Genomic DNA, 25,381 nt, shown 5'->3' on the forward strand with positions numbered 1-25,381 from the left:
CATCTACGCCCCCGTCTCATTATATAATTCTTCTCCAAACTAGAACTGCAGTCATAATAAGTATGAATCCTGCAGCTAGACTGGACCAAAATACTGTGTCAAGCAGTGCTGTATCAGGAAGCGTTTGTTTGACTTCCCCTTTTACTGGTTCTGCTGTTTTCGTTTCGCTTGGTACAGGTTTAGTAACTGTTTCTGTCGGTACTGAAATTTCTGGTGTTTCTGGAATAGATGGTTGAGATGGCTCTGGTGTTGTTGGTTCACTTGGCGTTTCTGGTTCGTTAATTGGTTCACCGCTCCAATCGAAAATTGAGCCCTTTTCTTGTGTAAAGTACGTGTATTGTACTAACGCATACAGTGCTTGCTCAGATGAAAGCGCATCGCTTGCTTCACTTGTATGCTGCCATTTAAATCCACCGTCTGTTTGTTGGAAGGTAACGAGATTTTCAATGACATTCGCTTCTTTCGTCCACTCCGCATCTGTAGGGTCAATATCCAGAATGGATAAAGCTGTAAGTACCAATGCAGTGCTGTTGGCATTTTGATCAAAGCCGCCATCCTTACCTTGCATACTTTGCAAAAGTTTTAAGGTTGTTTCTTGCGCTTTTGCTACTTCCGGCTTCTCACTATACGGTGCCAATGCAATCAGCATCATACTATTTGTATCCGCATCTGTGCCCCATCCACCTTCAGCTCGTTGCTGTGATAAGATTGCATCTACAAGCTTCTCGCGGCTCCAAAATGCGCCAGCAGGAATATCATACTTTCTACTATCTAGTGCCAATAAAGCAGCGCTGTAAGCATAAACATCAGCAAGTGTTTGGTCATTGTATAACTTCTCAACTAAATTTTGATTTGCAAACTTTGTAGGGTCACTTCCAATAGCATTAATTGCCAAAATTGTTTTTGCTAATTTGCCGCCTTGCATTCTTTTATTTTGTACATTATCTTTTAATTGCTCTATGTAACTCGCTTTTACATCATCAGAGATTACTGCACCTGAGCGCAACAACCCAATGGCTTCCCACTCAGAATTGATACCGTCTCTTAATAGATAGGCAGCCGCATCGGCAATCGCTTTATTTGTATCTACTTCCCTTGGTGTAGTTCCTGGGTCTGGTGTTGTAGGCGGTTCCTTAACCGGCTCTAGTAAACTCAGATCGCATTCGCTGATTTTTTTTAACTGCTCCTTCAATGTATCAGTAGGCGCTGTATTCCAATCTTCAATAAATCGCATGGCAATAATATCACCATTCTTTACTTGGTAACCACCTACTCCTACCATCGCCATTTCGTTATTTGTTTCCAGCGCCCAATAGCTTTGCTTATACTTCTCACCAGCAACAAGACCGTCAATACCTGTTAGGTATAACGTTGTTCCTGTGCCACTGTACACCAGCTTATTCGGAAATACCTCGTTCAATACATCAAATGCTGTTGCACCTTCTTCAAACTCTACCTTCTTTGGACATAAAATTGCTCCGCGTTCTGAGTCTCCAACAACAACAAGCGTTGCTGTACGTCCCTCAGCAAACACCACGCCAATATTCGCAAACGTCGACACCACCATACATACGGTGAGGACGAATGCAGCAAGCCACTTCTTCATATCTACTTCCCCCTTCATTTTTGAGCCCAATAAAAAAAGCCCGTTACGGGCGTGCGCAAGCATATATGTACTTACACAACACCTCCCTATTCCTCGTAGGATTTCGGTGCATCGTGCATAGGCAGGTCTCCTGGCTCGTGTGTCGTCAATTTTGTGCGCCTTCCCGGGTAACAGTGGCTTATGCACAAAATCTCTTCACTTACAGTGGCGGGACCGCGTCGGATTCACACCGACTTCCCTTTTAAACATAGCGAGCGCTCGCTCACTATGCACCTATACTCGTCACAATATTCGAAATTATGATACTATTCTACTATGGAATTATGATTCTGTCGACAATATTTCATAGTATCCCTCTAAAAGTTGTAACACATATAGGTAGGAATAGCTATATAAATCCGTTTAAAATTTTGTATACTGATACATGAAAGGTGTTGATACATATGGCGAGTAAAACCATCGCATGTCGGCTGCTAGATACGAAGAAAATTGCGTATACGCTCCATGAATATGAATGGGATGAAAATAATTTAGATGCCAAGCATGTAGCGAATTTGGTAGGTCTGCCTTATGAACAGGTGTTTAAAACACTTGTACTAAAAGGCGACAAAACAGGTGTTGTTATGACTTGCATTCCTGCTAATAGCGAGTTGAACATGAAAGCACTCTCATCCATCAGCGGCAACAAAAAGGTAGAAATGGTGCCGGTAAAAGACATACAGAGTCTAACCGGTTACATTCGTGGCGGTGTTTCCCCGCTTGGTGTTAAGAAAAGATATCCCTTGTATGTTGACAAGTCAGCTTCTGCATATGATACCATCAGCATTAGTGCAGGTAAACGCGGCTTGCAGATTTTCTTAAACGGTACGGAATTTATAGAAATAACCGATGCGAAAACAGCAGACTTGACTTAAAGAAGATGCTAGCTAGCATCTTCTTTAAGTCATCCTTGTACGTTGTCTAAGATCTTCTCCGCATCCACTTGTAAAGCCCGAATCATAATTGTATTTGCAATACCATATACAAGTAGCAATATAAAAAACGTCAGCCCAATTCCTGCATGTAATATGAAATACAACCCCATTACAATGCCTACTGTTGCTGCGGCAATTAGGAAATTTACGAGCAAGTTCCATAGCAGCGTATAACGACCTTTAAACAATTTTTGCTCATTTTCCCAGTGTACATCCGCTGTTTTTGCATCCCATCTCACACCAATCATATTGGTAAGCCATAAGCCGTTTAAACATAAAATGAGCCAAAGGGTCACGAATAATAGAGACACCTTTAAGAGCGCAACCATGACAATGCCGAATAATGCTAAAATACTAACACTGACGAGCCACGATGCAAAAATTTTAGCAAATAAAATAGTTTGCGGTGCAATAGGCAAATAACGATTTACAAACCAACTGCTACCGTCCCTGGAAAAAGCGGTTATTGCAGTCACATTAGAGCTTAATAAAAACATACCAGCACAATAAGCAACACCAAGGACCAAACCTGCTTGATCAGGGTTCGTGACACTCCTCTTCATCCATTCTATACTACCGTTTTGTTGAAAGAACGCAAAGAAAAAAATGATTGGTGTCGTTAACCCCTGAATGACGCAATTTAAAAAGAAAGCCGGTGTGCGCATTAAAATACGTAGCTCCTTTTTTACATACGTTAACCATTTAGATGTTTGCTTTACCTGTTTCACATACGCAGCGTTACCTACGGTTTTACGCTTCACCACACCTCCGGAAAGACCAATAACTCCCTTTAAATAATATGTTTGTGCGGTTACATAGAATAGGCTAAAGGCCATCATTGAAATAACTATAAATATAAGCACATATAAAAGCCCCATGGCAGTGTTATATTGTGACAGCCCCGTCGCTGCGAAATATGTGGTAGGAAAATACGTCGTCATACTTACTAATATCTCACCACTTCCACCAGTCAACAAGTTCTCCACCTGCTCTTGTGAAGCGCTACGATTATTCCATTGCATAAACACATTAATACCTACTACAAAAAGAATTGAAAACAGCCCCACAATAAGGCGACCGCTGTCTTTGTTTTTGGAAAGGTTTGTAAAGCGCATCAATACCATAAGCAGCAGTGAGATAAGTACAAGTGGAATGATTGGAAAAATCGCATAAATAACAACACTATACAAGTAGTACACTATGCCTGCTCCGCTTAATACGCCGTATATGACAAGAATTGGAATAACAAAGAACGAAGATAGCACATACTGCGTCAGCAACACTGTCAAAAACTTAGCTGTAACGATTTGTGAGGGCTGAAGCGGTAGTGGCAATAGATTTTCAATATCGTCTTCGTAATAAAACACTGTTAAGACGGAGGTGACGCTCGTAAGAAATACCCAAATACTTGCAACAGCGAGTCCGATACCAAGTAACGCTTTTTGTTGTCCATACTGTGCAAACACACCATAAACGCCATATGACATTGTACCAAAGAAGATAAAACCAACGCCCAACAGCATAACATATGAAAATAAATAGAGCGCAACTTTCTTTTTACTTGCAAACCACTCCGCATAACTCATTTTCAATAATACGTTTGTAAGTCGCCATATCTTATGCATGGTCAGTCATCTCCAAGAACATCTTTTCAAGTGATGCATCAGACTTAAAATGATCACGCATTTCTTGCAGATTACCACAAAACTGTAAATTCCCTTTGTTAATAATACCAACTCGATCACAAAGCTTTTCAGCAACCTCTAGCACATGTGTCGAAAAGAAAACTGTCTTTCCTTTATCCGCGTGCTCGCGCATCATCTGTTTTAATACGTATGCGGACTTTGGGTCTAATCCAGTTAACGGCTCATCTAAAATCCATACATCCGGCTCATGTAGCAGTACACCTATCATAATAATTTTTTGCCGCATACCATGTGAGTAAGTTTGAATTTGATCACCAAGTACATAAGATAAATCAAACTGTTTAGCCAACATTTCAATGCGATTTAAACGTAGCTTGCTCGGCACCTCATACATATCACCCATAAAATTTAGATACTCCATACCCTTTAGGCGTAAAAATAAATCGGGACTATCCGGTACATAGCCAAAGGTTTTCTTCGCAGCAAGCGGCTCCTCTTGTATGTTTTTCCCATTAATGAAGATAGCCCCCCTATCCGGTGCATGAATACCTGTCATCATTTTAATAGTTGTAGATTTTCCGGCACCGTTCGGGCCAAGGAAACCAAAAATTTGTCCGCTCGGAATGGTTAAACTCAGATCTCTCACTGCATACGAAGCACCTCCATAGCTCTTCGAAACATTATGAATCTCAATCATGTTTCTTCACATCCCTTCTATATGTCTATAAAATATATAATAATACAGACAGGAAAAAATTGTAATGTTTTTGTATTATCAAATATATCCTTTATCTGTTTACACGTATAAAAAATGAGCATTCGCAATTTTACGAATACTCATTTTTATATTTATATATTTTGTTTCTCCGATACGAAACTCTTCTTCATAATTTCAAACCAATACTCATGCCCAATTGCTGTTAAATGTTGATCGTTGAAGATAATATCATTAATGTCCTGTTTATTTTTTGCTTGTAACGCTTGCATTTCTTTATACACATCAACCATATCTAGGTGATGATTTTTAGCTGCTGTAATCGTTGTTTCAACATAACGATCATAGCTGTAGCCTAAACGGTTTTTTATTGTACTGTTAATAGGCGCAGACGATTGCACTAAAATGATAGCTTCTGGTAACGCGTTCTTTAAATCAGCCAATATACGAGAAGCATCCTGTGCGGTTTGCTCCAACGTAATATTTTGCTTGTAATTTTCAAGTACAGGTAAATCAACAATAATAAGATTTGGCTTATTTGCAATTAATTCAGCCATCTTATTTTCTTTGACAAATCTTTGTGTGCCATAGCCTGTATAGGTGTAATTTTTTACCGAAACAGTCGATAAATTGTGGATTGTATGTAAATAATTTTGCAATAGTGTATGTCCTTGTTTCGTTACATCACCGTTCTTTCTTGCTGTTTCATTTCCAAATATCGCAATATGTACGTTTGATTTTTTCTTAGATTGATGTTGTAGCCAATCTATGATGCTATTGGACTTTGTCTCCAAAGACTTCATAGTCCCTACCTCTATGGTATTTGATGTTTGTGCAGCCTCTACCGTCTTTAAAATTTCTTTGTCGTAATGCCATTTGCCAAATGCTAGTACTAAAGCAGTGCAAATCACTAACAACATAAGTGATACTTTTTTCAAAATCAGTCCTCCTATTCCTATAAAACACTCTATTAACATTATATAGAAAAAAAGCACATCTACAACTTTTTTCTATTATAAATTATACAGATAGTTCATTCTATAAAAAAACGAATGCTATTAAAATGATTGATTTAGTTTGGTATCACCTTTCTTTTACGCCCTTTTTCATAACTCTCTTCTTCAAGCGTAACAATAACGGGGGATTGCCCTCACATCATTAAAAGTAAAAAGAGCAACAAAGTAGCTCTTTTTACTTCTTGACGTTAAATCGGTGATTCGCGAAATGTGATACGGCGCACCTGTTCATCAGGTAGCTGCAGTTCAATGTCAATAAATAACCCGTATTCTCGTTCTCCGTCTCGTACCCAGAACTTAAATTTTTCCACAGCGATATCCGCAGCTAGTTTTTCTCGTCCAACATACAAATAATCAATGATATCAAGTTGTGGGTACTTTTCTTTCGTTGTTAATACGGCGAGTTTTCCCCATTTTGCATAAGAAGGATCTTGCCGCGCTGCATATACCTGTGCAGTTGTTAGAATAAGCAAACAAACGAGTAGCATAGCAAAGCGCTTCATACGATCCCTCCTTTTCCTTATGTTGTGTTAACACACATTGTTTATACACAAAAAAGAGGGCTCCGCCGCGAGGAGCACCCTTGTTGCAAATCTAACATTATTAAGCAGAAAGGAGAATTTGTATACTCGCATGAAAACAATGTAAATTCTTTATTCCCCTCGCCCCCGAACATGCCGAGTTTCTTCGGCTTGTTCTGTTGTACTGTATCTAATCTCATCGTAAGGCTCGTACGTATCGTTTGGTCTTTTTGTTCGAAGCAGTCCAAATGCTGTAAAACCAATTAGCATAACAACACTGATAATAAGACCTGTAACCATTTCATTCCTCCTCCATCATCTATAGTACTTTGTTACATTGTATGTACAAACTTGATTTGTCAGTATACTTTGCACAGCAAAATAAAAGTCGGCTCTTCATTAGCCGACTTTTTGTTACCATTTAAACGTAATTAATTTTAACTCTGTCATTTCTTCAATCGCATATTTAATACCTTCGCGGCCAAAACCGCTTTCTTTGATGCCTCCGTACGGCATATGATCGAGGCGGAACGTTGGTACGTCATTAATCATCACACCACCTACCTCTAAGTGCTTAGCTGCTTCCATAGCATGCGTGAGATTATTTGTGAATACCCCAGCCTGCAACCCATATTTAGATGTATTTACATGAGAAATTGCGTCCTTAAAGTTATCGAAACGATGAAACACGACAACTGGACCAAAAATCTCTTGACAAGAAACTTCCATTTCTGCATTTACATTTTCTAAAATCGTTGGCTCGTATATGCGCTCGTTATGCATATTGCCGCCAAGTACAATGTTAGCACCACCTGATACAGCTGTTTGTACCCAACGATCTATCCGCTTAACATCGCTTGTAGAAATGAGGGCTGAAATATCCGTTTGTTCATCAAGTGCATCTCCAACCACTAATTTTCCAGCTTCTTCTGTAAACATCTTTTTAAACATATCGTATATATCATTGTGGATATAGATACGCTGTACAGACACACATACTTGGCCATTGTTCACATAAGAGCCCCACACAATGCGCTGTACCATTTCTTTTGTGATGTTTGTATTATCAACAATAACTGCCGAATTGGCTCCGAGTTCCAAGGTCACGCGCTTTAAGCCTGCTTTTTGTTTTAAATCAATGCCGACTTCAGGACTGCCAGTGAAGGTTATACCTGCGACATCCCGATGCTTGACCAATTCCTCTCCCACTACAGAGCCTTTTCCTGTAATGACGTTAAAGGCTCCTTTTGGCAGTTCAGTCGTGTCAAGCATTTCCGCAAGCAACAAAGCGGACAGCGGTGTTTGACTGGCAGGCTTTAATACAATTGTATTGCCAGCAGCAATAGCAGGGCCCACTTTATGTGCGACCAGGTTAGCCGGAAAATTAAACGGCGTAATTGCTGCCACTACACCAATTGGTTGACGTGTTGTATAAGCCACTCTTCCTTCTCCGCCCATCGCTGCATCAAGTGGAATGGTCTCACCATGAATGCGCTTCGCTTCTTCTTGTGCAAATTGATACGTAGCAATCGTTCGATCGACTTCTCCTCGCGCAGCTTGAAGCGGCTTACCCGCTTCAAGCGCAATGGTCCTTGCTAATTCTTCATGACGCTCCTTTAATTGTGCAATCAATTCTCCAAGAATAGTAGCTCGTTTATGAGCTGGTAGCTCTTTCATCGCTCCTGTTGCACGTTTGGCTGCTTGAATTGCCACTTCTACATCCGTTTTGGTTGCCTGTGGTATCTCAGCAATTACTTCTCCTGTGTAAGGTGCACGCAAAGACGCATATTCCGTCCCTTCACGCCACTCACCGTTTATGTACCATTTTTTAATCATCACGTCACCCCCAATTAAACTCCTACCTTTTGATATTCTTTGTTAAAAGTGGAACTCCTTTTTGATAGCTGAATTGTACAAACGTTGTTACTGTAACAATATAACATGGATAAGAAAACCAGTTCCAATGAACTGGTTTTCTTATCTTCTTTGAATACTTTGCGGAAATCGAAATACTTGCAACGGATCATATTTCTCGTTTACTTTACGCAGCATCTTCACATTGCCACCAAAATATGATTTTTCATAGTTCTGCAAAGGGCTAATCGGAAAGTTAATATAAGAACCAGTTGTAATATTTTCTTTGCCTCACCCTCTGTTCCGGAAAAGAAACCTCTTCCAAAAATACCTATACCCTCTTCGGCTGAATGATATAAACTGGCACTGATAGTCATTCTAGGATCCAAATTTGGAAGCCAACGTTGCCCAGTTTCCAAGAAACGTTCCATTATGGTATGAAAAATATAGTTATATGGATTGTACTTGTCTTCATCAGCTGAAATTAAAGTAATTTCTCTTAAGAATCCGTTCCTTATACATAAGCTCCTTATACGTTAATTGCTTATTTAATTCGTTTGTATCAATTAAAAACAATTGATCTTCTATCGCTCGTGTCGTTTCTTCTGTCTGATACTCCATTCCACAGGCTGTGCAGCGCACGCACGGCGTTTCTGTAATACAAATCACTTTCCTGCCATCCGGTAATTCCCAATACACTGTATTGGTTGCATGTGTAGCATGTGAAACTTCACACCATTCGCAAATCATTCTGCTTCACCGGCACGAACAAATGCTTTAGATAACTGCGCCTGATACTTTTTCTCTTTTAATTCGTCGCGCTTATCACGCTTATCCTTGAGCGAAGCATGCTCCGGATTTCCTTTATAACTTTGACGAAGATGCATGCGCTGTAAACCTTCCGGTGTTAGCACTGTTTTTGACTCATTCAAGAGACCAGCAATTCCGGCATTTGAGCGTTTTTCTTCCATGTCTGGATAAACTTCCTTAAAGTATGCTTCTGCTCTGCCTGGCACATAGTTTTGGGGCTCAGGATACGTTGTGATTACCCCTTCAAAATTGCGCAATACGATTTTATCCGCGCTTTGTGACACAACATAGTTCGGTTGCAGAGCAATCTTACCGCCACCGCCCGGTGCGTCGACAACAAAGGTAGGTACCGCATAACCCGATGTATGACCTCGCAATCCTTCTATAATTTCAAGACCTTTTGAAACCGGTGCACGGAAATGACTAATACCTTCTGACAAATCACACTGATAAATATAATAAGGACGAACACGAATTTTCACAAGATCATGCATCAGCTTTTTCATAATAGGAACACTGTCATTAATTCCTGCTAAAATGACAGCTTGATTGCCCAGCGGTACCCCGGCATTCGCAAGCATCTCACAAGCTCGTTTTGATTCCTCTGTAATTTCAATGGAGGTATTGAAATGTGTATTCAGCCAGATCGGATGGTATTTCTTTAAAATATTACATAGATTTTCAGTAATACGCTGCGGAAATACAACAGGCGCTCTCGTACCAATTCGGATAATCTCTACATGCGGAATATCACGCAAATGCTTTAAGATATATTCCAAAATATTGTCGTTAATAAGTAAACCATCACCACCAGAAATTAATACATCGCGGATTTGCGGCGTTTCTCGAATATATGTGACAGCAGCATCTAGCTGCTTCTTTGGCACGCCCATCCCTATTTGCCCTGAAAAGCGACGTCTTGTACAGTATCTACAATACATCGAACATTGGTTTGTTACTAAAAATAAAACACGATCCGGATAGCGATGTGTAAGTCCCGGCACGGGGGAATCTTCGTCCTCATGAAGAGGATCTTCTGCATCGTAACGTGTTTTATAAAGTTCAGCAGAAATAGGTACACTTTGCATACGAATGGGGCAACGCGGATCATCAGGATTCATTAAAGACGCGTAATATGGTGTAATGTTGAGCGGAATCGTTTTTGTAGAAATACGCACACCTTCTTCTTCTTCTGGTGTAAGATTCACAACCTTCTTTAAATCCTCCAGCGTTTTAATCGTGTTGGTCAGCTGCCAAATCCAATCATTCCATTGCTCTTGTGTAACATCTTTCCAAAGCTCAACTTCTTTCCAATGTCTACTTGATGTGTATACACTATGTACCATTCTCCCATCCCCCTCTGGCTCTTTTTCTTTTTACAAGCAAATTTCATACCAAAACTACAAACGGGACGGAAAAATAGATTTTTTCTTTATTTACACAAAAAATACACTGTTCTCATAGAAATAACAAATAAACTCACATGTATAGAGCAACTTTGCAGTAACTCTAATATCGCGACATAAAAAAATACGCCGAAAATCCGGCGCCTATACCTTAGTTTGTTTTTGCAATTTATATTGTAGTGTTTGACGCGGTAAATCCAGTAAAATAGCTGCTCGTTGAATATTTCCGCCTGTTTGCCGAAGCGCCTCTTGAATGAGTGCAGTCTCTGTTTCCTGCAATACTTCACGAAGCGGCCGTATTTTGGTTTCACCGCTTTTTTTCATTTGCTGCAATTGCAATGGTAAGTGTATAACAGAAAGCTTCACGCCATCTGCCATAATCATCGCATGTTCGATCGTATGCTTCAGTTCTCTCACATTTCCAGGCCAATGATATTGATGGAATAGCTGTAGTACACTATGATCAACGTTTTGAACGTTTTTTTGAAAGCGATGATTAAACATTTCAATAAAATGGGACGTCAGCAGTTCAATGTCAAAGCTACGCTCCCTAAGAGGTGGAATCAACAAGGAGAACACATTTAAACGATAATATAAATCAGGTCGTATCGTTCCTTTTTGTACGCAGTCGAGTGGAGATTCGTTAATAGCCGCAATAATCCTTACGTTAACACGGCAGGTTTTTTGATTACCGATTCGCCTTACAATCCCATCCTCCAATACGCGAAGCAACTTCGCTTGCAATTCAAGTGGCATTGAATTCATCTCATCTAGAAACAATGTACCCCCGTCCGCCAATTCAAATAAGCCAGGTCTATCTACAGCACCTGTATAACTCCCTTTTGTTGTCCCAAACAAAAGACTCTCCAAAAGCGACTCTGGGAGTGCGGCGCAGTTTTGTGCAATAAAGGCATGTTGATTGCGGGGGGACAGGGCATGAATAGCTTGCACAAATAACTCTTTCCCTGTACCTGTTTCACCCACCACAAGTACTGATGAGTCTGCATAAGCCACTTTTTCCAGCTGCTTTTTTACTTGTAGCAAAGCGGGGTCATTCGTTAAAATATCAGCCGTCGTATACAGTTGATTTTTTGCGTCCCTTTTTCGCGAAGGAGGATTTACACGTGCTTGCAAATCCAACACCTTTTCACCTAACTTCTTGATTGTTGAATAGTCTTTAGCAATTTCAACTGCCCCTACAAGCTGACCTTGAAGCATGATGGGGATTGTGGTATTGATTGTATCAATAAATTGTCCATTTATATTTTGATAGCGCTGCGCTTGCTGCACAATGGCTTGCTTGGTTTGAAGCACTTGTAATAGGGTACTTGTTTCCTTTGTTAAAGAAGGAAACGCCTCTAGCACATGCTTGCCGAGTACTTCCCTTGGCGTCAATCCATCATGTCTGGCCGCTACTTCATTATAAAAAATGGTAATTCCGTTTTTATCCACCGCATGAATAGCTTCATCAATCGCATTCAAAATGCCACGAATCATTTCACCTTCACTATTTTTTCTCACATTCTCACCATCCCCTAACTGCCGAAAAACAAGCATTTATGTGCTTGTTTTTCGGCACCCCAACATAAAAGTAGCTAAAATTCTGTTTCTACGCTTTACTTATATCCTTTACCCACACATTCATATCCTCTAGCTTATCAAAAATATAACAATTGTTTACCAGACGTCCTCTATATTGATAGCCTAGCTTCCAAAATGCAGCATTCATGCCATACGACAAAGAGCGCGCGATTGTATAAGCACAGTAAATTGATTCATCCTGCAAATCGCACTCTAATTGTTTTAGAAGCTCCTTCATTAAGCCATACTGACGATCTTCCTCTAATGTAGCGCAGTTTGTAAGCTCCGCATTTTTTTGCAATGCATCTATTTCCGCAGATGCCGCGCTGACAATAACACCATCTTTTTCATACACACGATATATAGTTCCTTCTTGCATCGTTTGTGCAACATAGCTTGCTTCATTTAAAGGAGTGGGGTAGATTTGAAATACAGTCCCGTATAATGCCGCCAGTTGCTTCGCATCCGCCACTGTTGCTTTTCGGCTATGGTAGTCAATTGGCACATTTTTCTCCTTCGGTGTGCTGTTTCGTACAGAAGCAACAATGTGGTCTCCTTGGGACCAATAATTGCTGTTGCGCCGATTTTGATCGCTATATTTCACCATAAACAACATATGACTGCCTTGAAAATAGCCATCTACTATCGCTTCCATTATATAACCAGCATGTAAAAACTGCTGTACATGCTCTCCTCTTGCTTTAATAATCAGTTTTGTGTACTGATAATGCCGCGCTAATTCTTCTGTTTTGTCAATCATATCTCTCACACTACCTCTATACAAATCTACTCGAATTCTTTCGTTAAAATGATCAAGTGCTGCTTCCATATAGAAAGTAGGTGCCTTAAGCTTGAAATTTTCATAGTATGTGTTCGCTTTCATATACGTCCTCACTTTCCTGCACACCACACCAATCCAATAATGTACATGCAATTGTCTCAGCTGCAATCCATATTTGCTCCAAGTCTATATATTCATCTGGATAATGAGCCACTTTTGTTTCACCAGGACCAAACACAATCATTGGTATACCAGACACCTGCGTAAACAGCCCTCCGTCCGTGCCCCAGGGCGCCGCTTCTATAATTGGGGCAAGACTAGTTACTTCTGCGTAATTTATAATCAAGGTTTGTACAAGCAGATGATCATGTTCGATTGTTCCAGGTACCCATCTTGCACCAAACCACTCCAGTTCAGGCGGATTGACCTGAAGCCATTCATCCTGTAATTGTGATAACATTTCCTCCAATTGTGCTTGTGCATCCTCCATTTTTTCGTTGGGCGCAACGCCTAATCGTCCCTCGAGAATAACTAAATCAGCTACTGACGAAGGCCAAGTACCTCCTTTAATGGTGCCTACATTAATGGGGATAGGAATAGGTATACCATCATACAACGGATCTTGTATTTGTTCATTTCGTCTTCTTTCAAGCTGCTCAATCGCCTTTAATACGAGCATACTTTTCTCGATAGCACTTACCCCTTCATATCTTGTACCACCATGTGCCACTTTGCCTTTCACCTTAATACGAAACCACATAGAACCCTGTTGTTTTACAAAAAACTTTAAATTTGTTGGCTCTGGAATAATTACACCATCTGCGCGGTAGCCCCGTAAAATAGTTGCCAATGTTCCTGCTCCACCGCTTTCTTCTTCAATGACACTTTGAAAATAAACATCTCCTTTTAAAGTAACACCGGTATTTTTTATCGCTTCAATTGCTAACAACAATGCCACGTTTCCGCCCTTCATATCTGTAGCTCCTCGGCCATACAACTTACCTTCTTTCACTTCGCCGCCATACGGGTCTATACTCCAGCTTCTTATATCTCCTTCCGGCACAACATCTATGTGACCGTTTACAATCATAGATTTACCGCCGCCCACTCCTTTTAAAATACCAACTACATTGGGACTGCCCTGAAAATGCTCACGTGCTGAAATAAAATAAGGATGCTCTTTCAGTTCCTCAATGTCCGGCTCCCATATATCTAAATCCAATCCCATTTCGCGCAATTTTTCAATGACGATTGCCTGCGCCCGGCTTTCGCTTCCCGATACACTGCACTCCTGCACCAAACGTCGTAGCAGTACAACCGCTTCTTGTGTATGCTTCCGAATATAACACTTTACCCTATGCTTTTCCTGCAAAGCATTCACCTCTCATGAAATGATTTTTATGTTCGAATCTATAATAAGCGGTGCGCCGGTTGCTTTTACAACCTCTTGTACCGTATAGGGATGCATAAGTTCTCGTAATATAAGCCCCTCTCCCGTTACCTCTATCACAGCCATCTCAGTGATAATTAAGTCCACGCATCGCTTAGAGGTTAAAGGTAGTGTACATTCCTCTACAATCTTTGCCCCTCCGCTTTTATCCATATGATTCATCACCACCACAACACGCTTCGCCTTTTGAGCTAAATCCATTGCTCCGCCGATACCTGGTACACGCTTTCCTGGCACAATCCAATTCGCTAAATCTCCTGATTGACTGACCTGTAACGCCCCTAAAATTGTAACATCAAGCAAGCCGCGTCTAATGATGCCAAATGCTAGGGCGCTATCGAAGTAGCTTGCTCCTTTAAGTACAGTGACCGGAAAACCACCTGCATTGCACAGATTCTCGTCTTCTTCTCCCTTACTCGGACTCGGTCCAATACCAATAATGCCATTTTCCGCATGGAACATAACGTGCACATCTGCAGACAAATGATCAGGCACCAACGAGGGGATACCAATTCCTAAATTTACAATCATACCGCTTTGAATTTCTTTTGCGGCCCGCTTGGCAATTTTATGGCGAAAATCTATTCCCACGCCCATTTCCAATTCACTCCCTTTGACGGTACAATATGATGAACGAATACACCTGGTGTGACAATCTCTTCCGGATTCAACGCGCCTACCGGTACAATTTCTTCCACCTCTACAATGGTAATATCACCCGCCATCGCCATAAGTGGATTCATATTTCTTGCGCTTTTATCAAACACCAAATTGCCAAATGGATCTGCTTTCCTTGCGAATATGATACTAACTTCTGCTGTCAACGCCTCTTCAACCAAATATTGTCTACCGTGCACAGTTACTTTTTTCTTATCGCTTTCCACAATGCTGTCAAGCCCCACATCAACGAGCACACCACCAAGTCCCACACCACCTGCACGAATTCGTTCTGCAAGTGTCCCTTGCGGTGAAAATTCAACTGCAAGTTTTCCTTCTGTCATCAATTTTCCTGCAAACGGATTGGAACCAATATGTGAAGTAATAATCGATTTAATCCTCTCATTTCGTACCATCCTCCCTATTCCAATATCAGGAAAACCGGTATCATTACTGATGAGATGAATATCTTTAATGCCACTGGCAAGCAAAGCTTCTAAGATGGTAGGAGGTGAACCTACCCCGCCAAACCCACCAACCATGAGCGTCATTTCATCATGGAAAAGTGGCATAATGCGGTCAATAGTTGTGAGTTTGTGATATGTGTTTGCAATTGCACTCATATAGGCTCTCCTTTGTATGTTGTTCGTTCGGTTGCTCTAACAGCTTCTGTTAACAGCAGCAATAACTCATCCATCTCCTCGTAGGTAATGGTAAGTGGCGGTGCAAGCAAACAGGCGCTATCATCTTTTCCTGTTTTACCAGCTACCGCAGGATACAATAAAAGTCCTTGCTTCATTGCTGTTTGAATCAATGTACTAGCCTTTATCCCTTCTACAAACTCAAGACCAATCAATAATCCTTTTCCGCGCAAGTCTCCTATAAGCTGCGTTTGACTCTTAAGTTCATGAAGCTTTTTCATCAGGTAATTGCCTTTTTCCGCCGCTGCCTGCACGAGTCCATGCTGCTCTACATATTCAATAACCGCAAGCGAAACAGCTGCAGACAAAGGGTTTGCGCTAAATGTATGACCGCTCATCACAAGCTTAGATCCATTTAGAATGGGCTCAATGACTTTATCGCTCGCAACAGTCGCTGCCATTGGGGTATAACCGGATGTCATCCCTTTTCCAAGCGTTACAATATCAGGTTGTACATCCCAATGCTCCATCGCAAACATTTTTCCTGTTCGTCCGAGGCCTGTCATGACTTCGTCTGCGATAAATAAAATATCATACTTTTTACAAATGCTTTGGATGCGTTGATAATAGCCTTGCGGTGGTACAATGGCACCACCAGCTGCACCGATAATAGGTTCAGCAATAAAAGCGGCAATATGCTCTGCTCCAATTCTTTCAATTGCAGCCTCTAATTCCGAGGCGCATGCTAGATTGCAAGAAGGGTAGGCACGGTCAAAAGGACAGCGATAGCAATACGGGGCTGATACTGACGGGTAATCCTCCAAGACTGATACAAAGCGTTGTCTTCTTAACGGATGTCCAGACATAGACAGCGCACCAATAGTAATGCCGTGATAACTCATCCAGCGAGACAAGATTTTGTTTTTTCCTTTTATCCCCTTTTCTTGATAATGCTGAATTGCTAGCTTCATAGCCGTTTCCGTTGCTTCTGTACCACTGTTGACAAAAAAAGACCAGTTGAGATCACCCTGTGTAATCTCGCTCATTTTTTTCGCTAACTTTTCTGCTGCATCACTTGTAAATTGCGAGCGATATACAAAAGACACCTGCTGAGCTTGTTTATTCATCGCCTCTAGAATCTCAGGAACTCCATGACCAATGCCAACAGTAATTGCACCTGATGAACCGTCAAGATAACGCTTTCCTTTCGTGTCAAAGAGATATATACCCTGCCCGTGTGACACAGTAGGATAGTGTGTACCGATAAGCGGCTTAATTAAATACTCTCTCTCCATGCCCTACCCCCTAACTCTTTTCTTCCCATACCAAACCATGTGGCTGTAGTAAAAGGATATTCATACTATTCTGTCTTTCTGACAGTACTCCTGTTTATTTTGTTGAATGTATTTATAAAAGATAATTATAGTACGTGAAATTTAACAATGATGTGCAAGAGCATCTACAGACGTTGATTGGCTATTTTTCTGATAAAATGGCTAATTGCATCTTGAAGTTGATATTACTGAATGTGCCCGAAAAGCAACTCCAAAGAGGACAAGCTCTGTAGTGTATTAACAGTTCCCTTTCACAGAGCGTAAAAATAAAAAAAGCGCCGTTTCTATTTAATAGAACGACACTCTCATGCTTCTTATTTTTTATACACACACATCTTTTCTGCACTCTCAAAATACACACGCAGCGTACGATCATCTAGATGCAAACGCTGACGCACTGTAAAGGCATCACCGTAATCTAGCAAATAGCTGTCCGTGTCTTCATCGACAAGACTATATGTTCCCTTATATGTGTTGGCTTTCTTTTTATCCGTTGTATACATCTCTACAACATTCACGAGCATTTTTTTATTATTTTCGTCTGTCTGCTGCTCCTGGCCAAATGTATATTCAATTGGACAATTCTTATCATTTTCTGCCAGCTCCCATGTACCTAGCAACGTTTCATTGCCACAGCCAGCCAGTAACAACAATGCAGAAATCGCTAATTTTTTCATATATGTACCTCTTCATTCGCGCGATATTGTACACCGATTTTATCACGCTCGGGAAGCGATGACAACATCACTCCTTATGAATCAGCCGTCTTGCTATGTACTGATGCCGCCGCAAATTGAAACCCCTCATGTTTTTTGTATGGTGTTTTAGGTTGTTTGATGGATTTAGTAATTACAAGTACCCGTTTCTCCATCGCATCTTTTACACCAGCAGCAATTAGGTTTAAAAAGAAAATGGTAATTGCAAATGCAAACATCGGACCGAGCACAATCCAAGGTGCCAAATTATATTCATATCGGTCAATTCCGATTAAACCAGACCATTCACTTGTAAGCGATATCGGCTTATATTCACCGAAATCCATCTCAATGTCACGTGTACCACCAATAAAACACTGCAATAAGCCAAGATGCGCAAATAGAATCATGCTTTGCACCACATGCTGCATAAATAAAATGAACAACTTATCTTTTAAAAACAAACGAATATGCGTGCGAATGATATACCATTTGGAACCGCCCATTAACTGCGCACTGATGATGTATTCCTGTTTGCTATGCTCATCGACTTCATTCATAATGAACACTGTGAGGGCCGGTAATGCAACACCCACCGCGACAGCAAGCTGAAACAAAATAATAATCCATTGTGTTGGGGGCACGGGGTCATTGATACCTAAAGTAATGTAGACAGGTATTATGAGAATGTATGCCATGAATATAGTAGGAATGTTATAAAACGATTGACTGATCCCTTTTGTTATTCCTTTTAAGCGCTTTGCATACATGCTGAGAAGAATACCGGTTGCAGCCCCAAATATGATGCGAAATACACTGACAAATATCGCAAATCCAATTGTATATTTTGCACCTTCTAGTATTTTGTACAGTAGCGGCACACCCAGACGATCAGAACCGAATGGCGGCGCTTGCAACGGGTTGTACGGCGCCTTGTCAATTAATTCTTGCTTTTCATTATATAAAAAGCGCTCTGGTTGTGGAAGATGCTTCTCATATAACGGATAAGACAGACTTGCACTCAGCAACAGCGCAAGAAACATCATACCAATCCATACACGCTTAGAAGAAATGATATGTCTCATCATGTTTCATTCCCTCCTGTCAGCTTATTTGTTACAAATGACCCAACCACAAACAATACATAAAATGGGATAAACACAAGTGCGACAACTGCAAATGCGATCACCGTATTCGACGGACCGTGATCAATCAAGAATTTCATAATACCGTTTATGTTAAAGATGTACTCTAAAACGAACAAGTTAGAGAGCATAAACAAAAAGATGGTTTTTGCATGATAAAATAAATGAATAAGGACATTTCGGTACAGATGAAGCATTGTAATATAGGAACGTGAAAAACCCTTTCCCCTTACTACATCTACATACGGCTTCACCTGTTCTTCTTCTAAATATATAATCAACATGCGGAACATTTGAATCGTAGGTAAAATACATAAACAAATAATTGGCAAAAGATAGGCTTTCTTCTCGCCAAATGTCAGTATACGCATCGGCATATCACCGGTTTGCTTGAAATACCAAATTAGCGAGGTCTGTAAGCCGACAATAATCATAATGTCCGGAATGGCCTCAAAACAAAACAATACCGCTCGCATTACTTTTCTAAATTGCATTGATAAAAGCATGTAACAGTATCCTAAGAACATTGCTACTACCAATGCAATGAAAAATGCCCCTCCAAGTAATAGTAAAGAATACGTGTACGGTTCCAAAATGGTCGGAAACAACGGATAAGTTTTCTCTTTGACGTGAAAAGTAATTTCCTTTGCCTCCATAAGTAGTTTGATTGTGTCTTCTATTTTAAATACATATAAAAATGGCTGAAATGAAACCTTGCCATCATATGTAAATAAAGAAGGCAAACAAAGCAGTAGAAACATCATGATTAGCGTGCCTATGAAATAGATAGACGCTTTTGAAAATCGAACAAGCATTACATCCCTCCTGAAAGATAAATTTACTAAATTTATAGAGTTTTAAGAAAAATTATATCATAGTATGCTAAAATAGGGAATAATTAGAAACGGAGGGGGCATATGCATAAATCTATCTCTATTATTCCTTTTATAATTGCAGGTAATCTGCTTCTAACAGGATGTACTGCCGATATTCAAACCACAAGACCAGAAGCAACTACAAAAAAGGTGACAGCGACTGAACTGGATACAGTTACATTTCACCAAGGACAAATATTCAACTTACCACGTCTTCTCATCTTTACAGATCGTACTAGTAAAAGAATTACCGATCGGATTACATTACAATTCGTGCAAAAAAACAAAACACATAGCAGTACACTGTCTTACGATGGAGCACAAGTTTCTTTCATAAACGGCAATAGTAAAAAAGAAGCACTCCTTTGTCAAGACTTTATATTAAATGAAGAAAAGGGCATAGCGGTTTTCCAATTAAAAGGCTGTGGAGACGAATCACTTATTGATATACTCCCTGTATCTCCTCATATGTTAGCCAATGCAAAACGAGAGCTGGGCTGGGACACTGGTAATAACACAGCTACCTACGTATATTCTTCACAAGTCTGGCAAATCACAAAACAAACAACTTATCAACAAGCCGTAAGTATTTTTGGTTTTGAGGGTACGCTAATTGAAGAAACAGGAACAAAAGGTAATGATGGATATGCAGCTATTTACAAATGGGCTGGTGAACAACCTGACGCTTTTGTTAGAATTACCTTTATTAATAATGTGGTTCGTAATATTGAAACACACAATTTAACGGAATAATTGGACGTATAAAAGGAGTTTTGACGATGCAATTACATATTCAGCAAGCCACGCTGTCTCAAAAAGAAGTAATAGCTCACTTACTGCAACTATATAAATATGATTTTACGGAATTTGATCCAGAGGATGTTAATGAGCAAGGATTATATGAATATACATACTTTCATAACTATTGGACTGATGACGATCGCTTTCCATTTTTATTTACGGTTGATGGCATGTATGCAGGGTTTGCTCTCGTTCGCAAATTGGAGCATGATACATATTCAATTGCAGAGTTTTTTGTAATGAAAAAATATCGTCAATATGGCATTGGTAGACAGGTTGCATTTCAGTTATTTGACTCATTTTCGGGTACTTGGGAAGTTGCGCAGATGAAGGAGAATATCCCAGCGCAGCTCTTTTGGCGCAACGTAATCGGAACATATACGAAGGGGAGCTATCAAGAGATCACCAAGGAAGATTGGGATGGGCCAATTCAACGTTTTCAAACGTCATACCGTTAGGACGATTTTCCCCGTGCTGCTGCGGCTTTCAACTAGCTCATGCACTTCTGCCGCTTGCATAAGCGGAAATTGTGCGCCGATATGAATGCGGAGCTTTTCTCCTTGCAAATAACGAAGCACCGCTTCAACACACTGCATATATTATCTATTCTTCTCTCCCGTTTAACGGAGGGTGAGCTTTACTTGTACGTATATAGTTTGTTATTAACTATTTCTCTTTTATTAGGTGGTTGCACCGGCCGGTGATTATCTGGAAATACTGCTCGGTATGCTAAAATTTGCTCTCTAGATAGTTCAATGGGCTGGTGCAGCACAGCCCATTGAACTCCTTCTGTGCAGGGCGGTGTTGTTAAAGAGCCATTATAAGAGAAATACTGCGGATTATCCGGTAATACATTTCTCATATTAAGTGACTTAATTTGCATAAAGGATTCACCCGTTTCCTTCGGCAATGCTTTCCACATCGCCTCCAACTCTTTGTTTACTGCTCCTTCTTTTATAAACACTCCCAGCACGGCAATTGCTCCGTCTTGCTTTTGGTGAACAAAATGCACCTCGAGCGGAAAACTTTGTCCGTTCAAGAGATGTTCACTTTGCGTATGAAAATGAAATCCTTTAAACTCATACTTTTCTCCTTCAACCACAACATAATTACTAGTAGACTCTGGAATTACATTAATTGTATGACCGTTGTTTTGTACAGAGAATAATACAGGCTCATAATAAATCTCCCACCCTCCCCCTTTTGTTACCTTTGCTTCATGCGTATCAATATCAATAGGAGATTGCTGCTTTCCTTTCCCGCAAAGTCGATAATTCGGATTCAGCATACTCCAATGCATCGGTCCGATATTACCTTCATAAGACCAATCGCTTTCAGACTGAATCACCGTAGGTATTTCTACTAATCGCCCCGTATAATAGATGCTGAGGAGAAGGATGCCTATTATACACATTGCGCCTATATATTGTTTATTAATCTTGTCCACCACCAAACTCATATTCTAGTTTTTATATAGATATATGAGTCAAGGTATAAGGAATAGAACGAGCTCTCTAGATGAACATAACAGTTCCCTAAAGCGCCTCATTTTTTCGTTTGTACAATGTAGATTTATTGCAGGGCTATAACACTTCCATACCTGTTTTTATTCTCTATAAAAAGTAAAGTTATTTCTTATTTATGACAATAGAAGAAAGCTACGGATTTTATCAACCGCAGCTTTCTTCTACCTCACCTATAATCCATTCCATATTTCCAGATGTAGTTACATATTTTGCTTCTCTTGTAATAATAAAATGATGACCTTTTTGTAAGGGATACGATGTGCCGTCAACAGTCAGCATGCCCTTTCCTTCAATCACAGACACCATTTGAAAGTGATCTTTTACTGAAATTTCACATTCGCCGGAAAGTTGCTGATGCCACACTGTAAAATAAGGACATTTTACTAATCTTGTTATGTTACCTATGCTGATGCGATGCGTATCACTTTCTGTTCTTTTCCCGATATGGATAACCTGCATAGCTTTATCTAAATGAAGTTCTCGTGTTTTCCCTTGTGCATCTACTCTATCATAATCATAGATGCGATATGTTGTATCGCATGATTGTTGAATTTCAAGAATGACAATGCCCGCACCAATTGCATGCACAGTGCCGCTTTCGACAAAAATAAAATCTCCGCGCTTTACTGGTTGCCGATGAAAAAGCGCAGCCCAGCTTTTCCCTTGTATATGTCGATTTAATTCTTTTTTTGTGTTAGCTTTATGACCGTAAATAATATGCGCGCCGGGTTCAGCATCAAGTACATACCAACATTCCGTTTTTCCATATGCTTCCCCTTCAAGCGCTTTTGCTTGCTCGTCATTCGGATGTACCTGAACAGACAAATCATCCGCAGCATCTAAAATCTTAACAAGAAGAGGAAACTCTTCCACTTCATATTTTCCGAATAAGCTATCCCGCGTTCTCTTCCATAGCTCGCTAAGACGCAGCCCTTTATACGGCCCATTCTGAATGATGCTTTCACCGTTAGGATGCGCAGAAATGCCCCAGCACTCACCAATATTGCCATCCGGAATATCGTACCCAAAATGAGTTTGTAACTTGCGGCCTCCCCAAATCCGTTCTTCAAAGTGACTGGACAGCTGCAAAATAGACATAGCCTTCACCCCTGCTGCACGGATTGCATTTCCTGTACGAAACGCGCCGTAATTTGCTGTGGACGTGTAATTGCACCGCCTACTACAACCGCATGTGCACCGTATGTAAGCACATGTGCAGCCATTTCCGGTGTCATGATATTCCCTTCAGCAACAACCGGTACTTTCACATGTGCAGCAACATCGCGTAAAAATTGAAAATCATGATGATAAAGCTTTTGACCTGCTGTTTGTCCTGTATAACCATGCAGCGTTGTGGCGACGCAGTGAAAACCAAGCTGCTCCGCACGTATACACTCTTCCAACGTCGCGCAATCTGCCATCCATTTCTGATTTGGATATCGTGACTTAATTTCATACATAAAGGTTTCTAGATCCAAACCGCCTGGTCTGATGCGATCCGTCGCGTCGACAGCAATTAAGTCAATATCAAGTGCTACGAGCTGATTAACCTCCTGTAAAGTTGGCGTGATATATACGTCAGAATCCTCGTATTCTTTTTTAATGATACCGATGATAGGAAGATTCACATACTCCTTGATTGCGCGGATGTCCGCAACACCGTTCGCACGAATCGCCACAGCTCCTCCCCGTTTAGCTGCATCGGCCATTCGTTTCATAATGTCCGCACCGTACAACGGCTCATCCTCCAATGCCTGACAGGATACAACCAAGCCTGATTTGATTTTTGTTAACATACAGATTCCCCCCCCTTTGTCACCACAAGCAGTATGCCGCACTCAAACATGCGATTCCATGGCGCGAAAGTTTGAAGCTTTAACTTTCGATTTTTAAAGCTGTTACGAATTAACGCTTCATAGCTCTTTAACATGCGGCGGTTCCGCTCTTCGTTCACCGTCTGGGCTTCATTCTTCAAATCAAAATACGTCAGTCCACGGGACGGTAAAAAGTCTGCTACCATCTCCATTCGAATTTCAGCTTGATAGAAATAGTCATCCAGTAGATGATAGATAATATTCTCTTCAACGATATCGCGCTTGCCGCCGTGCGCAATTATCCCTTGACAAAGGGTTGTTCCCAATGTGTTGCAGTTTGTGTTCCACCCTTTATAAGAATGAAGCCTCTCAAGAATACACTCTTCGTCAAGTAACATGATAAGCTCGCGGTCTCCTCCGTTCGCATAAGCTGCATCAGCAACAATTACCGGCTTTCCTTTATGGATATAGGTTTTTATTTGCTCAGTGAACATAAGCAAATTGCGGAAACTTGTATAGGTAATATCCTTTTCATGCTGTTCCCATGACTCTTGCATGACACGTCCAGGTGTGTTGTATGCCAAAATCAAATCCGCATCCTCAGCATGTTCTGTTAACATACAGCCTGCCGCCAAAATATGTGCCTTCATGCTTTCGGCATATGGACGGTCCTCATACATCGGTACAAGCTGCGGTCCTAATGTACTGCTCCATAGCGGGTAAATTTTCGGACACTGCTTATAATACTTGTTATACGCACGTGTCAACAAAGTAGCTCCTACTTCATCGGCGCCAGGGTACATATGTACCTTTTTATACACCCGTAGCTCTTCCCGCTTTTTGACAACCTTCTTTTGATCCATAGCAGTATATCCATACTCTGCACTATCATCCTGCGGAATCGCTAAAAATGAAAGAACACCCTCTGCCGTTAATTCCAACATGCTGAGGTTGATGTTAAGATTAAAAGCGCGGCGTTTCTCATAATCTTGTATATACGATGCCGGAAGCATGTCTGTGATTTCACGCAACTTCACTTTTTCTTCCTCAGAAAGCGCCTCACGTGCTTGCTTGTCCGTCAAGTAGGCACGTAAAAAGATTTCCCGCCCCCATTGCTCATAATAATCGGGTTCTTCATCACTTGAACTGTACTTTGGCGTTCGCATAATCAAATTAGAAGCCAAAATCGGTATGTTTGGGTACAACTGACGCAGTGAACGTAGCCGCTCTATCCAACGCAAACCATCTTCTTCAGACAACTGATGCAAACGAGACGGAAGTAATCCACCATACACGAGCATATCAATGCTAAGAATCAATGCGTCGGCCGTTTTTACCTGTTCTATTATCCATTGCCATAGCCTTTCTGTATCCGCCGCCTTCTTTTTTCGGCCAAGTACGTTTCTATCTGGTACAATTAATGTCAAATCAGATGAAGAATGAGCAATTCGTTTCACATAATCAATGTTACATGGTCTTTCATCAATCGGTATGTATACAACTCGCATCCATATACCCCTTTCCTTTACGGTG

Annotated in this window: 27 protein-coding genes and 1 riboswitch; of the genes, 3 read left to right on the forward strand and 24 right to left on the reverse strand. The window is 40.7% G+C overall.

Going from position 1 to position 25,381, the window contains the following annotated elements:
• Nucleotides 1-19: 19 nt before the first annotated feature.
• Nucleotides 20-1,606 (reverse strand): DUF4430 domain-containing protein, encoded by a 1,587-nt coding sequence (locus MUG87_RS02710; RefSeq protein WP_247085292.1) that lies wholly within the window; start codon nt 1,604-1,606, stop codon nt 20-22.
• Nucleotides 1,607-1,708: 102 nt separating this feature from the next.
• Nucleotides 1,709-1,898: riboswitch (cobalamin riboswitch) on the reverse strand.
• Nucleotides 1,899-2,049: 151 nt separating this feature from the next.
• Between MUG87_RS02710 and ybaK the strand changes: the two genes are divergently transcribed.
• A complete protein-coding gene (gene ybaK, locus MUG87_RS02715) occupies nt 2,050-2,520 on the forward strand; it encodes a Cys-tRNA(Pro) deacylase (RefSeq protein ID WP_247085294.1) in 471 nt (156 codons plus the stop codon).
• 29 nt (nt 2,521-2,549) lie between these two features.
• On the opposite strand, the gene MUG87_RS02720 is transcribed toward ybaK, so the two are convergent.
• From MUG87_RS02720 to MUG87_RS02805, 18 genes are all read right to left on the reverse strand, one after another.
• On the reverse strand, nt 2,550-4,205 hold the full coding sequence (locus tag MUG87_RS02720; RefSeq protein WP_247085296.1) for a putative ABC transporter permease subunit: 1,656 nt from the start codon (nt 4,203-4,205) through the stop codon (nt 2,550-2,552).
• Nucleotides 4,198-4,923: an ABC transporter ATP-binding protein gene (locus tag MUG87_RS02725; protein WP_247085298.1), complete on the reverse strand. Its 726-nt coding sequence runs from the start codon at nt 4,921-4,923 to the stop codon at nt 4,198-4,200. The genes MUG87_RS02720 and MUG87_RS02725 overlap by 8 nt, the downstream gene beginning before the upstream one ends.
• A gap of 152 nt (nt 4,924-5,075) precedes the next feature.
• Complete coding sequence (locus tag MUG87_RS02730) at nt 5,076-5,879, reverse strand: SGNH/GDSL hydrolase family protein (RefSeq protein WP_247085300.1); 804 nt, start codon at nt 5,877-5,879, stop codon at nt 5,076-5,078.
• A 266-nt stretch (nt 5,880-6,145) separates the two neighbouring features.
• Nucleotides 6,146-6,460 carry a DUF3889 domain-containing protein gene (locus MUG87_RS02735; RefSeq protein ID WP_247085302.1) on the reverse strand — a complete coding sequence of 105 codons (315 nt, stop codon included), beginning with the start codon at nt 6,458-6,460 and terminating at the stop codon, nt 6,146-6,148.
• Nucleotides 6,461-6,610: 150 nt separating this feature from the next.
• Nucleotides 6,611-6,778: a hypothetical protein gene (locus MUG87_RS02740; protein ID WP_247085304.1), complete on the reverse strand. Its 168-nt coding sequence runs from the start codon at nt 6,776-6,778 to the stop codon at nt 6,611-6,613.
• Between the two features lie 114 nt (nt 6,779-6,892).
• A complete protein-coding gene (locus MUG87_RS02745; RefSeq protein ID WP_247085306.1) occupies nt 6,893-8,314 on the reverse strand; it encodes an aldehyde dehydrogenase family protein in 1,422 nt (473 codons plus the stop codon).
• Nucleotides 8,315-8,455: 141 nt separating this feature from the next.
• Complete coding sequence (locus MUG87_RS02750) at nt 8,456-8,572, reverse strand: BBE domain-containing protein (RefSeq protein ID WP_247085308.1); 117 nt, start codon at nt 8,570-8,572, stop codon at nt 8,456-8,458.
• A 234-nt stretch (nt 8,573-8,806) separates the two neighbouring features.
• Nucleotides 8,807-9,082, reverse strand: a complete 276-nt coding sequence (locus MUG87_RS02755) for a YokU family protein (RefSeq protein ID WP_247085310.1) — start codon at nt 9,080-9,082, stop codon at nt 8,807-8,809.
• The gene (gene ablA, locus MUG87_RS02760) at nt 9,079-10,488 is read right to left on the reverse strand and encodes a lysine 2,3-aminomutase (protein ID WP_247085312.1); all 1,410 of its coding nucleotides are present in this window, start codon (nt 10,486-10,488) and stop codon (nt 9,079-9,081) included. The genes MUG87_RS02755 and ablA overlap by 4 nt, the downstream gene beginning before the upstream one ends.
• A gap of 204 nt (nt 10,489-10,692) precedes the next feature.
• Entirely contained in the window at nt 10,693-12,045 is a 1,353-nt protein-coding gene (locus MUG87_RS02765; RefSeq protein WP_247087465.1) for a sigma-54 interaction domain-containing protein, read from the reverse strand.
• 112 nt (nt 12,046-12,157) lie between these two features.
• Nucleotides 12,158-13,012: a putative beta-lysine N-acetyltransferase gene (gene ablB / locus MUG87_RS02770; RefSeq protein WP_247085314.1), complete on the reverse strand. Its 855-nt coding sequence runs from the start codon at nt 13,010-13,012 to the stop codon at nt 12,158-12,160.
• Nucleotides 12,990-14,282 (reverse strand): peptidase, encoded by a 1,293-nt coding sequence (locus MUG87_RS02775; RefSeq protein WP_247085316.1) that lies wholly within the window; start codon nt 14,280-14,282, stop codon nt 12,990-12,992. Before MUG87_RS02775 ends, ablB begins: the two co-directional genes overlap by 23 nt.
• A 12-nt stretch (nt 14,283-14,294) precedes the next feature.
• Complete coding sequence (locus MUG87_RS02780) at nt 14,295-14,957, reverse strand: 3-oxoacid CoA-transferase subunit B (protein ID WP_247085318.1); 663 nt, start codon at nt 14,955-14,957, stop codon at nt 14,295-14,297.
• Entirely contained in the window at nt 14,942-15,640 is a 699-nt protein-coding gene (locus MUG87_RS02785) for a CoA transferase subunit A (RefSeq protein WP_247085320.1), read from the reverse strand. The genes MUG87_RS02780 and MUG87_RS02785 overlap by 16 nt, the downstream gene beginning before the upstream one ends.
• Nucleotides 15,637-16,953: an aspartate aminotransferase family protein gene (locus MUG87_RS02790; protein WP_247085322.1), complete on the reverse strand. Its 1,317-nt coding sequence runs from the start codon at nt 16,951-16,953 to the stop codon at nt 15,637-15,639. Before MUG87_RS02790 ends, MUG87_RS02785 begins: the two co-directional genes overlap by 4 nt.
• Before the next feature lie 353 nt (nt 16,954-17,306).
• A complete protein-coding gene (locus MUG87_RS02795) occupies nt 17,307-17,669 on the reverse strand; it encodes a hypothetical protein (RefSeq protein WP_124563139.1) in 363 nt (120 codons plus the stop codon).
• Between the two features lie 74 nt (nt 17,670-17,743).
• Nucleotides 17,744-18,775 (reverse strand): ABC transporter permease subunit, encoded by a 1,032-nt coding sequence (locus tag MUG87_RS02800; protein WP_247085324.1) that lies wholly within the window; start codon nt 18,773-18,775, stop codon nt 17,744-17,746.
• Nucleotides 18,772-19,647 (reverse strand): ABC transporter permease subunit, encoded by an 876-nt coding sequence (locus tag MUG87_RS02805; protein ID WP_247085326.1) that lies wholly within the window; start codon nt 19,645-19,647, stop codon nt 18,772-18,774. The genes MUG87_RS02800 and MUG87_RS02805 overlap by 4 nt, the downstream gene beginning before the upstream one ends.
• A 102-nt stretch (nt 19,648-19,749) precedes the next feature.
• Between MUG87_RS02805 and MUG87_RS02810 the strand changes: the two genes are divergently transcribed.
• A complete protein-coding gene (locus MUG87_RS02810; protein WP_247085328.1) occupies nt 19,750-20,460 on the forward strand; it encodes a hypothetical protein in 711 nt (236 codons plus the stop codon).
• Between the two features lie 26 nt (nt 20,461-20,486).
• Nucleotides 20,487-20,966 carry a GNAT family N-acetyltransferase gene (locus tag MUG87_RS02815; protein ID WP_247085330.1) on the forward strand — a complete coding sequence of 160 codons (480 nt, stop codon included), beginning with the start codon at nt 20,487-20,489 and terminating at the stop codon, nt 20,964-20,966.
• Here MUG87_RS02815 and MUG87_RS02820 read toward each other — a convergent pair.
• The 5 genes from MUG87_RS02820 to MUG87_RS02840 form a co-directional block, all read right to left on the reverse strand.
• On the reverse strand, nt 20,955-21,104 hold the full coding sequence (locus tag MUG87_RS02820) for a zinc-binding dehydrogenase (RefSeq protein ID WP_247085333.1): 150 nt from the start codon (nt 21,102-21,104) through the stop codon (nt 20,955-20,957). The genes MUG87_RS02815 and MUG87_RS02820 overlap by 12 nt on opposite strands.
• A 41-nt stretch (nt 21,105-21,145) precedes the next feature.
• On the reverse strand, nt 21,146-21,955 hold the full coding sequence (locus tag MUG87_RS02825) for a carbonic anhydrase (protein ID WP_247085334.1): 810 nt from the start codon (nt 21,953-21,955) through the stop codon (nt 21,146-21,148).
• Nucleotides 21,956-22,178: 223 nt separating this feature from the next.
• Nucleotides 22,179-23,132, reverse strand: coding sequence for a mannose-6-phosphate isomerase, class I (gene manA / locus MUG87_RS02830; RefSeq protein WP_247085336.1), 954 nt, complete (start codon nt 23,130-23,132; stop codon nt 22,179-22,181).
• Between the two features lie 5 nt (nt 23,133-23,137).
• Nucleotides 23,138-23,830, reverse strand: coding sequence for an N-acetylmannosamine-6-phosphate 2-epimerase (locus MUG87_RS02835; protein ID WP_247085338.1), 693 nt, complete (start codon nt 23,828-23,830; stop codon nt 23,138-23,140).
• Nucleotides 23,824-25,356: a DUF4127 family protein gene (locus MUG87_RS02840; RefSeq protein WP_247085340.1), complete on the reverse strand. Its 1,533-nt coding sequence runs from the start codon at nt 25,354-25,356 to the stop codon at nt 23,824-23,826. Before MUG87_RS02840 ends, MUG87_RS02835 begins: the two co-directional genes overlap by 7 nt.
• Nucleotides 25,357-25,381 lie beyond the last annotated feature (25 nt).

This window comes from Ectobacillus sp. JY-23 (genome assembly GCF_023022965.1).
GTDB lineage: Bacteria > Bacillota > Bacilli > Bacillales > Bacillaceae_G > Ectobacillus.

Bases quoted from the DNA above. Each gene is read 5' to 3' on its own strand.
- MUG87_RS02745 (WP_247085306.1), bottom strand. From the start codon at position 8,314: ATGATTAAAAAATGGTACATAAACGGTGAGTGGCGTGAAGGGACGGAA.
- MUG87_RS02780 (WP_247085318.1), bottom strand. From the start codon at position 14,957: ATGGGCGTGGGAATAGATTTTCGCCATAAAATTGCCAAGCGGGCCGCA.
- MUG87_RS02755 (WP_247085310.1), bottom strand. From the start codon at position 9,082: ATGATTTGCGAATGGTGTGAAGTTTCACATGCTACACATGCAACCAAT.
- MUG87_RS02840 (WP_247085340.1), bottom strand. From the start codon at position 25,356: ATGCGAGTTGTATACATACCGATTGATGAAAGACCATGTAACATTGAT.
- ybaK (WP_247085294.1), top strand. From the start codon at position 2,050: ATGGCGAGTAAAACCATCGCATGTCGGCTGCTAGATACGAAGAAAATT.
- MUG87_RS02835 (WP_247085338.1), bottom strand. From the start codon at position 23,830: ATGTTAACAAAAATCAAATCAGGCTTGGTTGTATCCTGTCAGGCATTG.
- MUG87_RS02735 (WP_247085302.1), bottom strand. From the start codon at position 6,460: ATGAAGCGCTTTGCTATGCTACTCGTTTGTTTGCTTATTCTAACAACT.
- MUG87_RS02790 (WP_247085322.1), bottom strand. From the start codon at position 16,953: ATGGAGAGAGAGTATTTAATTAAGCCGCTTATCGGTACACACTATCCT.
- MUG87_RS02710 (WP_247085292.1), bottom strand. From the start codon at position 1,606: ATGAAGAAGTGGCTTGCTGCATTCGTCCTCACCGTATGTATGGTGGTG.
- MUG87_RS02820 (WP_247085333.1), bottom strand. From the start codon at position 21,104: ATGCAGTGTGTTGAAGCGGTGCTTCGTTATTTGCAAGGAGAAAAGCTC.
- MUG87_RS02795 (WP_124563139.1), bottom strand. From the start codon at position 17,669: ATGAAAAAATTAGCGATTTCTGCATTGTTGTTACTGGCTGGCTGTGGC.
- MUG87_RS02800 (WP_247085324.1), bottom strand. From the start codon at position 18,775: ATGATGAGACATATCATTTCTTCTAAGCGTGTATGGATTGGTATGATG.
- ablB (WP_247085314.1), bottom strand. From the start codon at position 13,012: ATGAAAGCGAACACATACTATGAAAATTTCAAGCTTAAGGCACCTACT.
- MUG87_RS02725 (WP_247085298.1), bottom strand. From the start codon at position 4,923: ATGATTGAGATTCATAATGTTTCGAAGAGCTATGGAGGTGCTTCGTAT.
- MUG87_RS02785 (WP_247085320.1), bottom strand. From the start codon at position 15,640: ATGAGTGCAATTGCAAACACATATCACAAACTCACAACTATTGACCGC.
- manA (WP_247085336.1), bottom strand. From the start codon at position 23,132: ATGTCTATTTTGCAGCTGTCCAGTCACTTTGAAGAACGGATTTGGGGA.
- MUG87_RS02740 (WP_247085304.1), bottom strand. From the start codon at position 6,778: ATGGTTACAGGTCTTATTATCAGTGTTGTTATGCTAATTGGTTTTACA.
- MUG87_RS02810 (WP_247085328.1), top strand. From the start codon at position 19,750: ATGCATAAATCTATCTCTATTATTCCTTTTATAATTGCAGGTAATCTG.
- MUG87_RS02720 (WP_247085296.1), bottom strand. From the start codon at position 4,205: ATGCATAAGATATGGCGACTTACAAACGTATTATTGAAAATGAGTTAT.
- ablA (WP_247085312.1), bottom strand. From the start codon at position 10,488: ATGGTACATAGTGTATACACATCAAGTAGACATTGGAAAGAAGTTGAG.
- MUG87_RS02805 (WP_247085326.1), bottom strand. From the start codon at position 19,647: ATGCTTGTTCGATTTTCAAAAGCGTCTATCTATTTCATAGGCACGCTA.
- MUG87_RS02815 (WP_247085330.1), top strand. From the start codon at position 20,487: ATGCAATTACATATTCAGCAAGCCACGCTGTCTCAAAAAGAAGTAATA.
- MUG87_RS02765 (WP_247087465.1), bottom strand. From the start codon at position 12,045: ATGATTCGTGGCATTTTGAATGCGATTGATGAAGCTATTCATGCGGTG.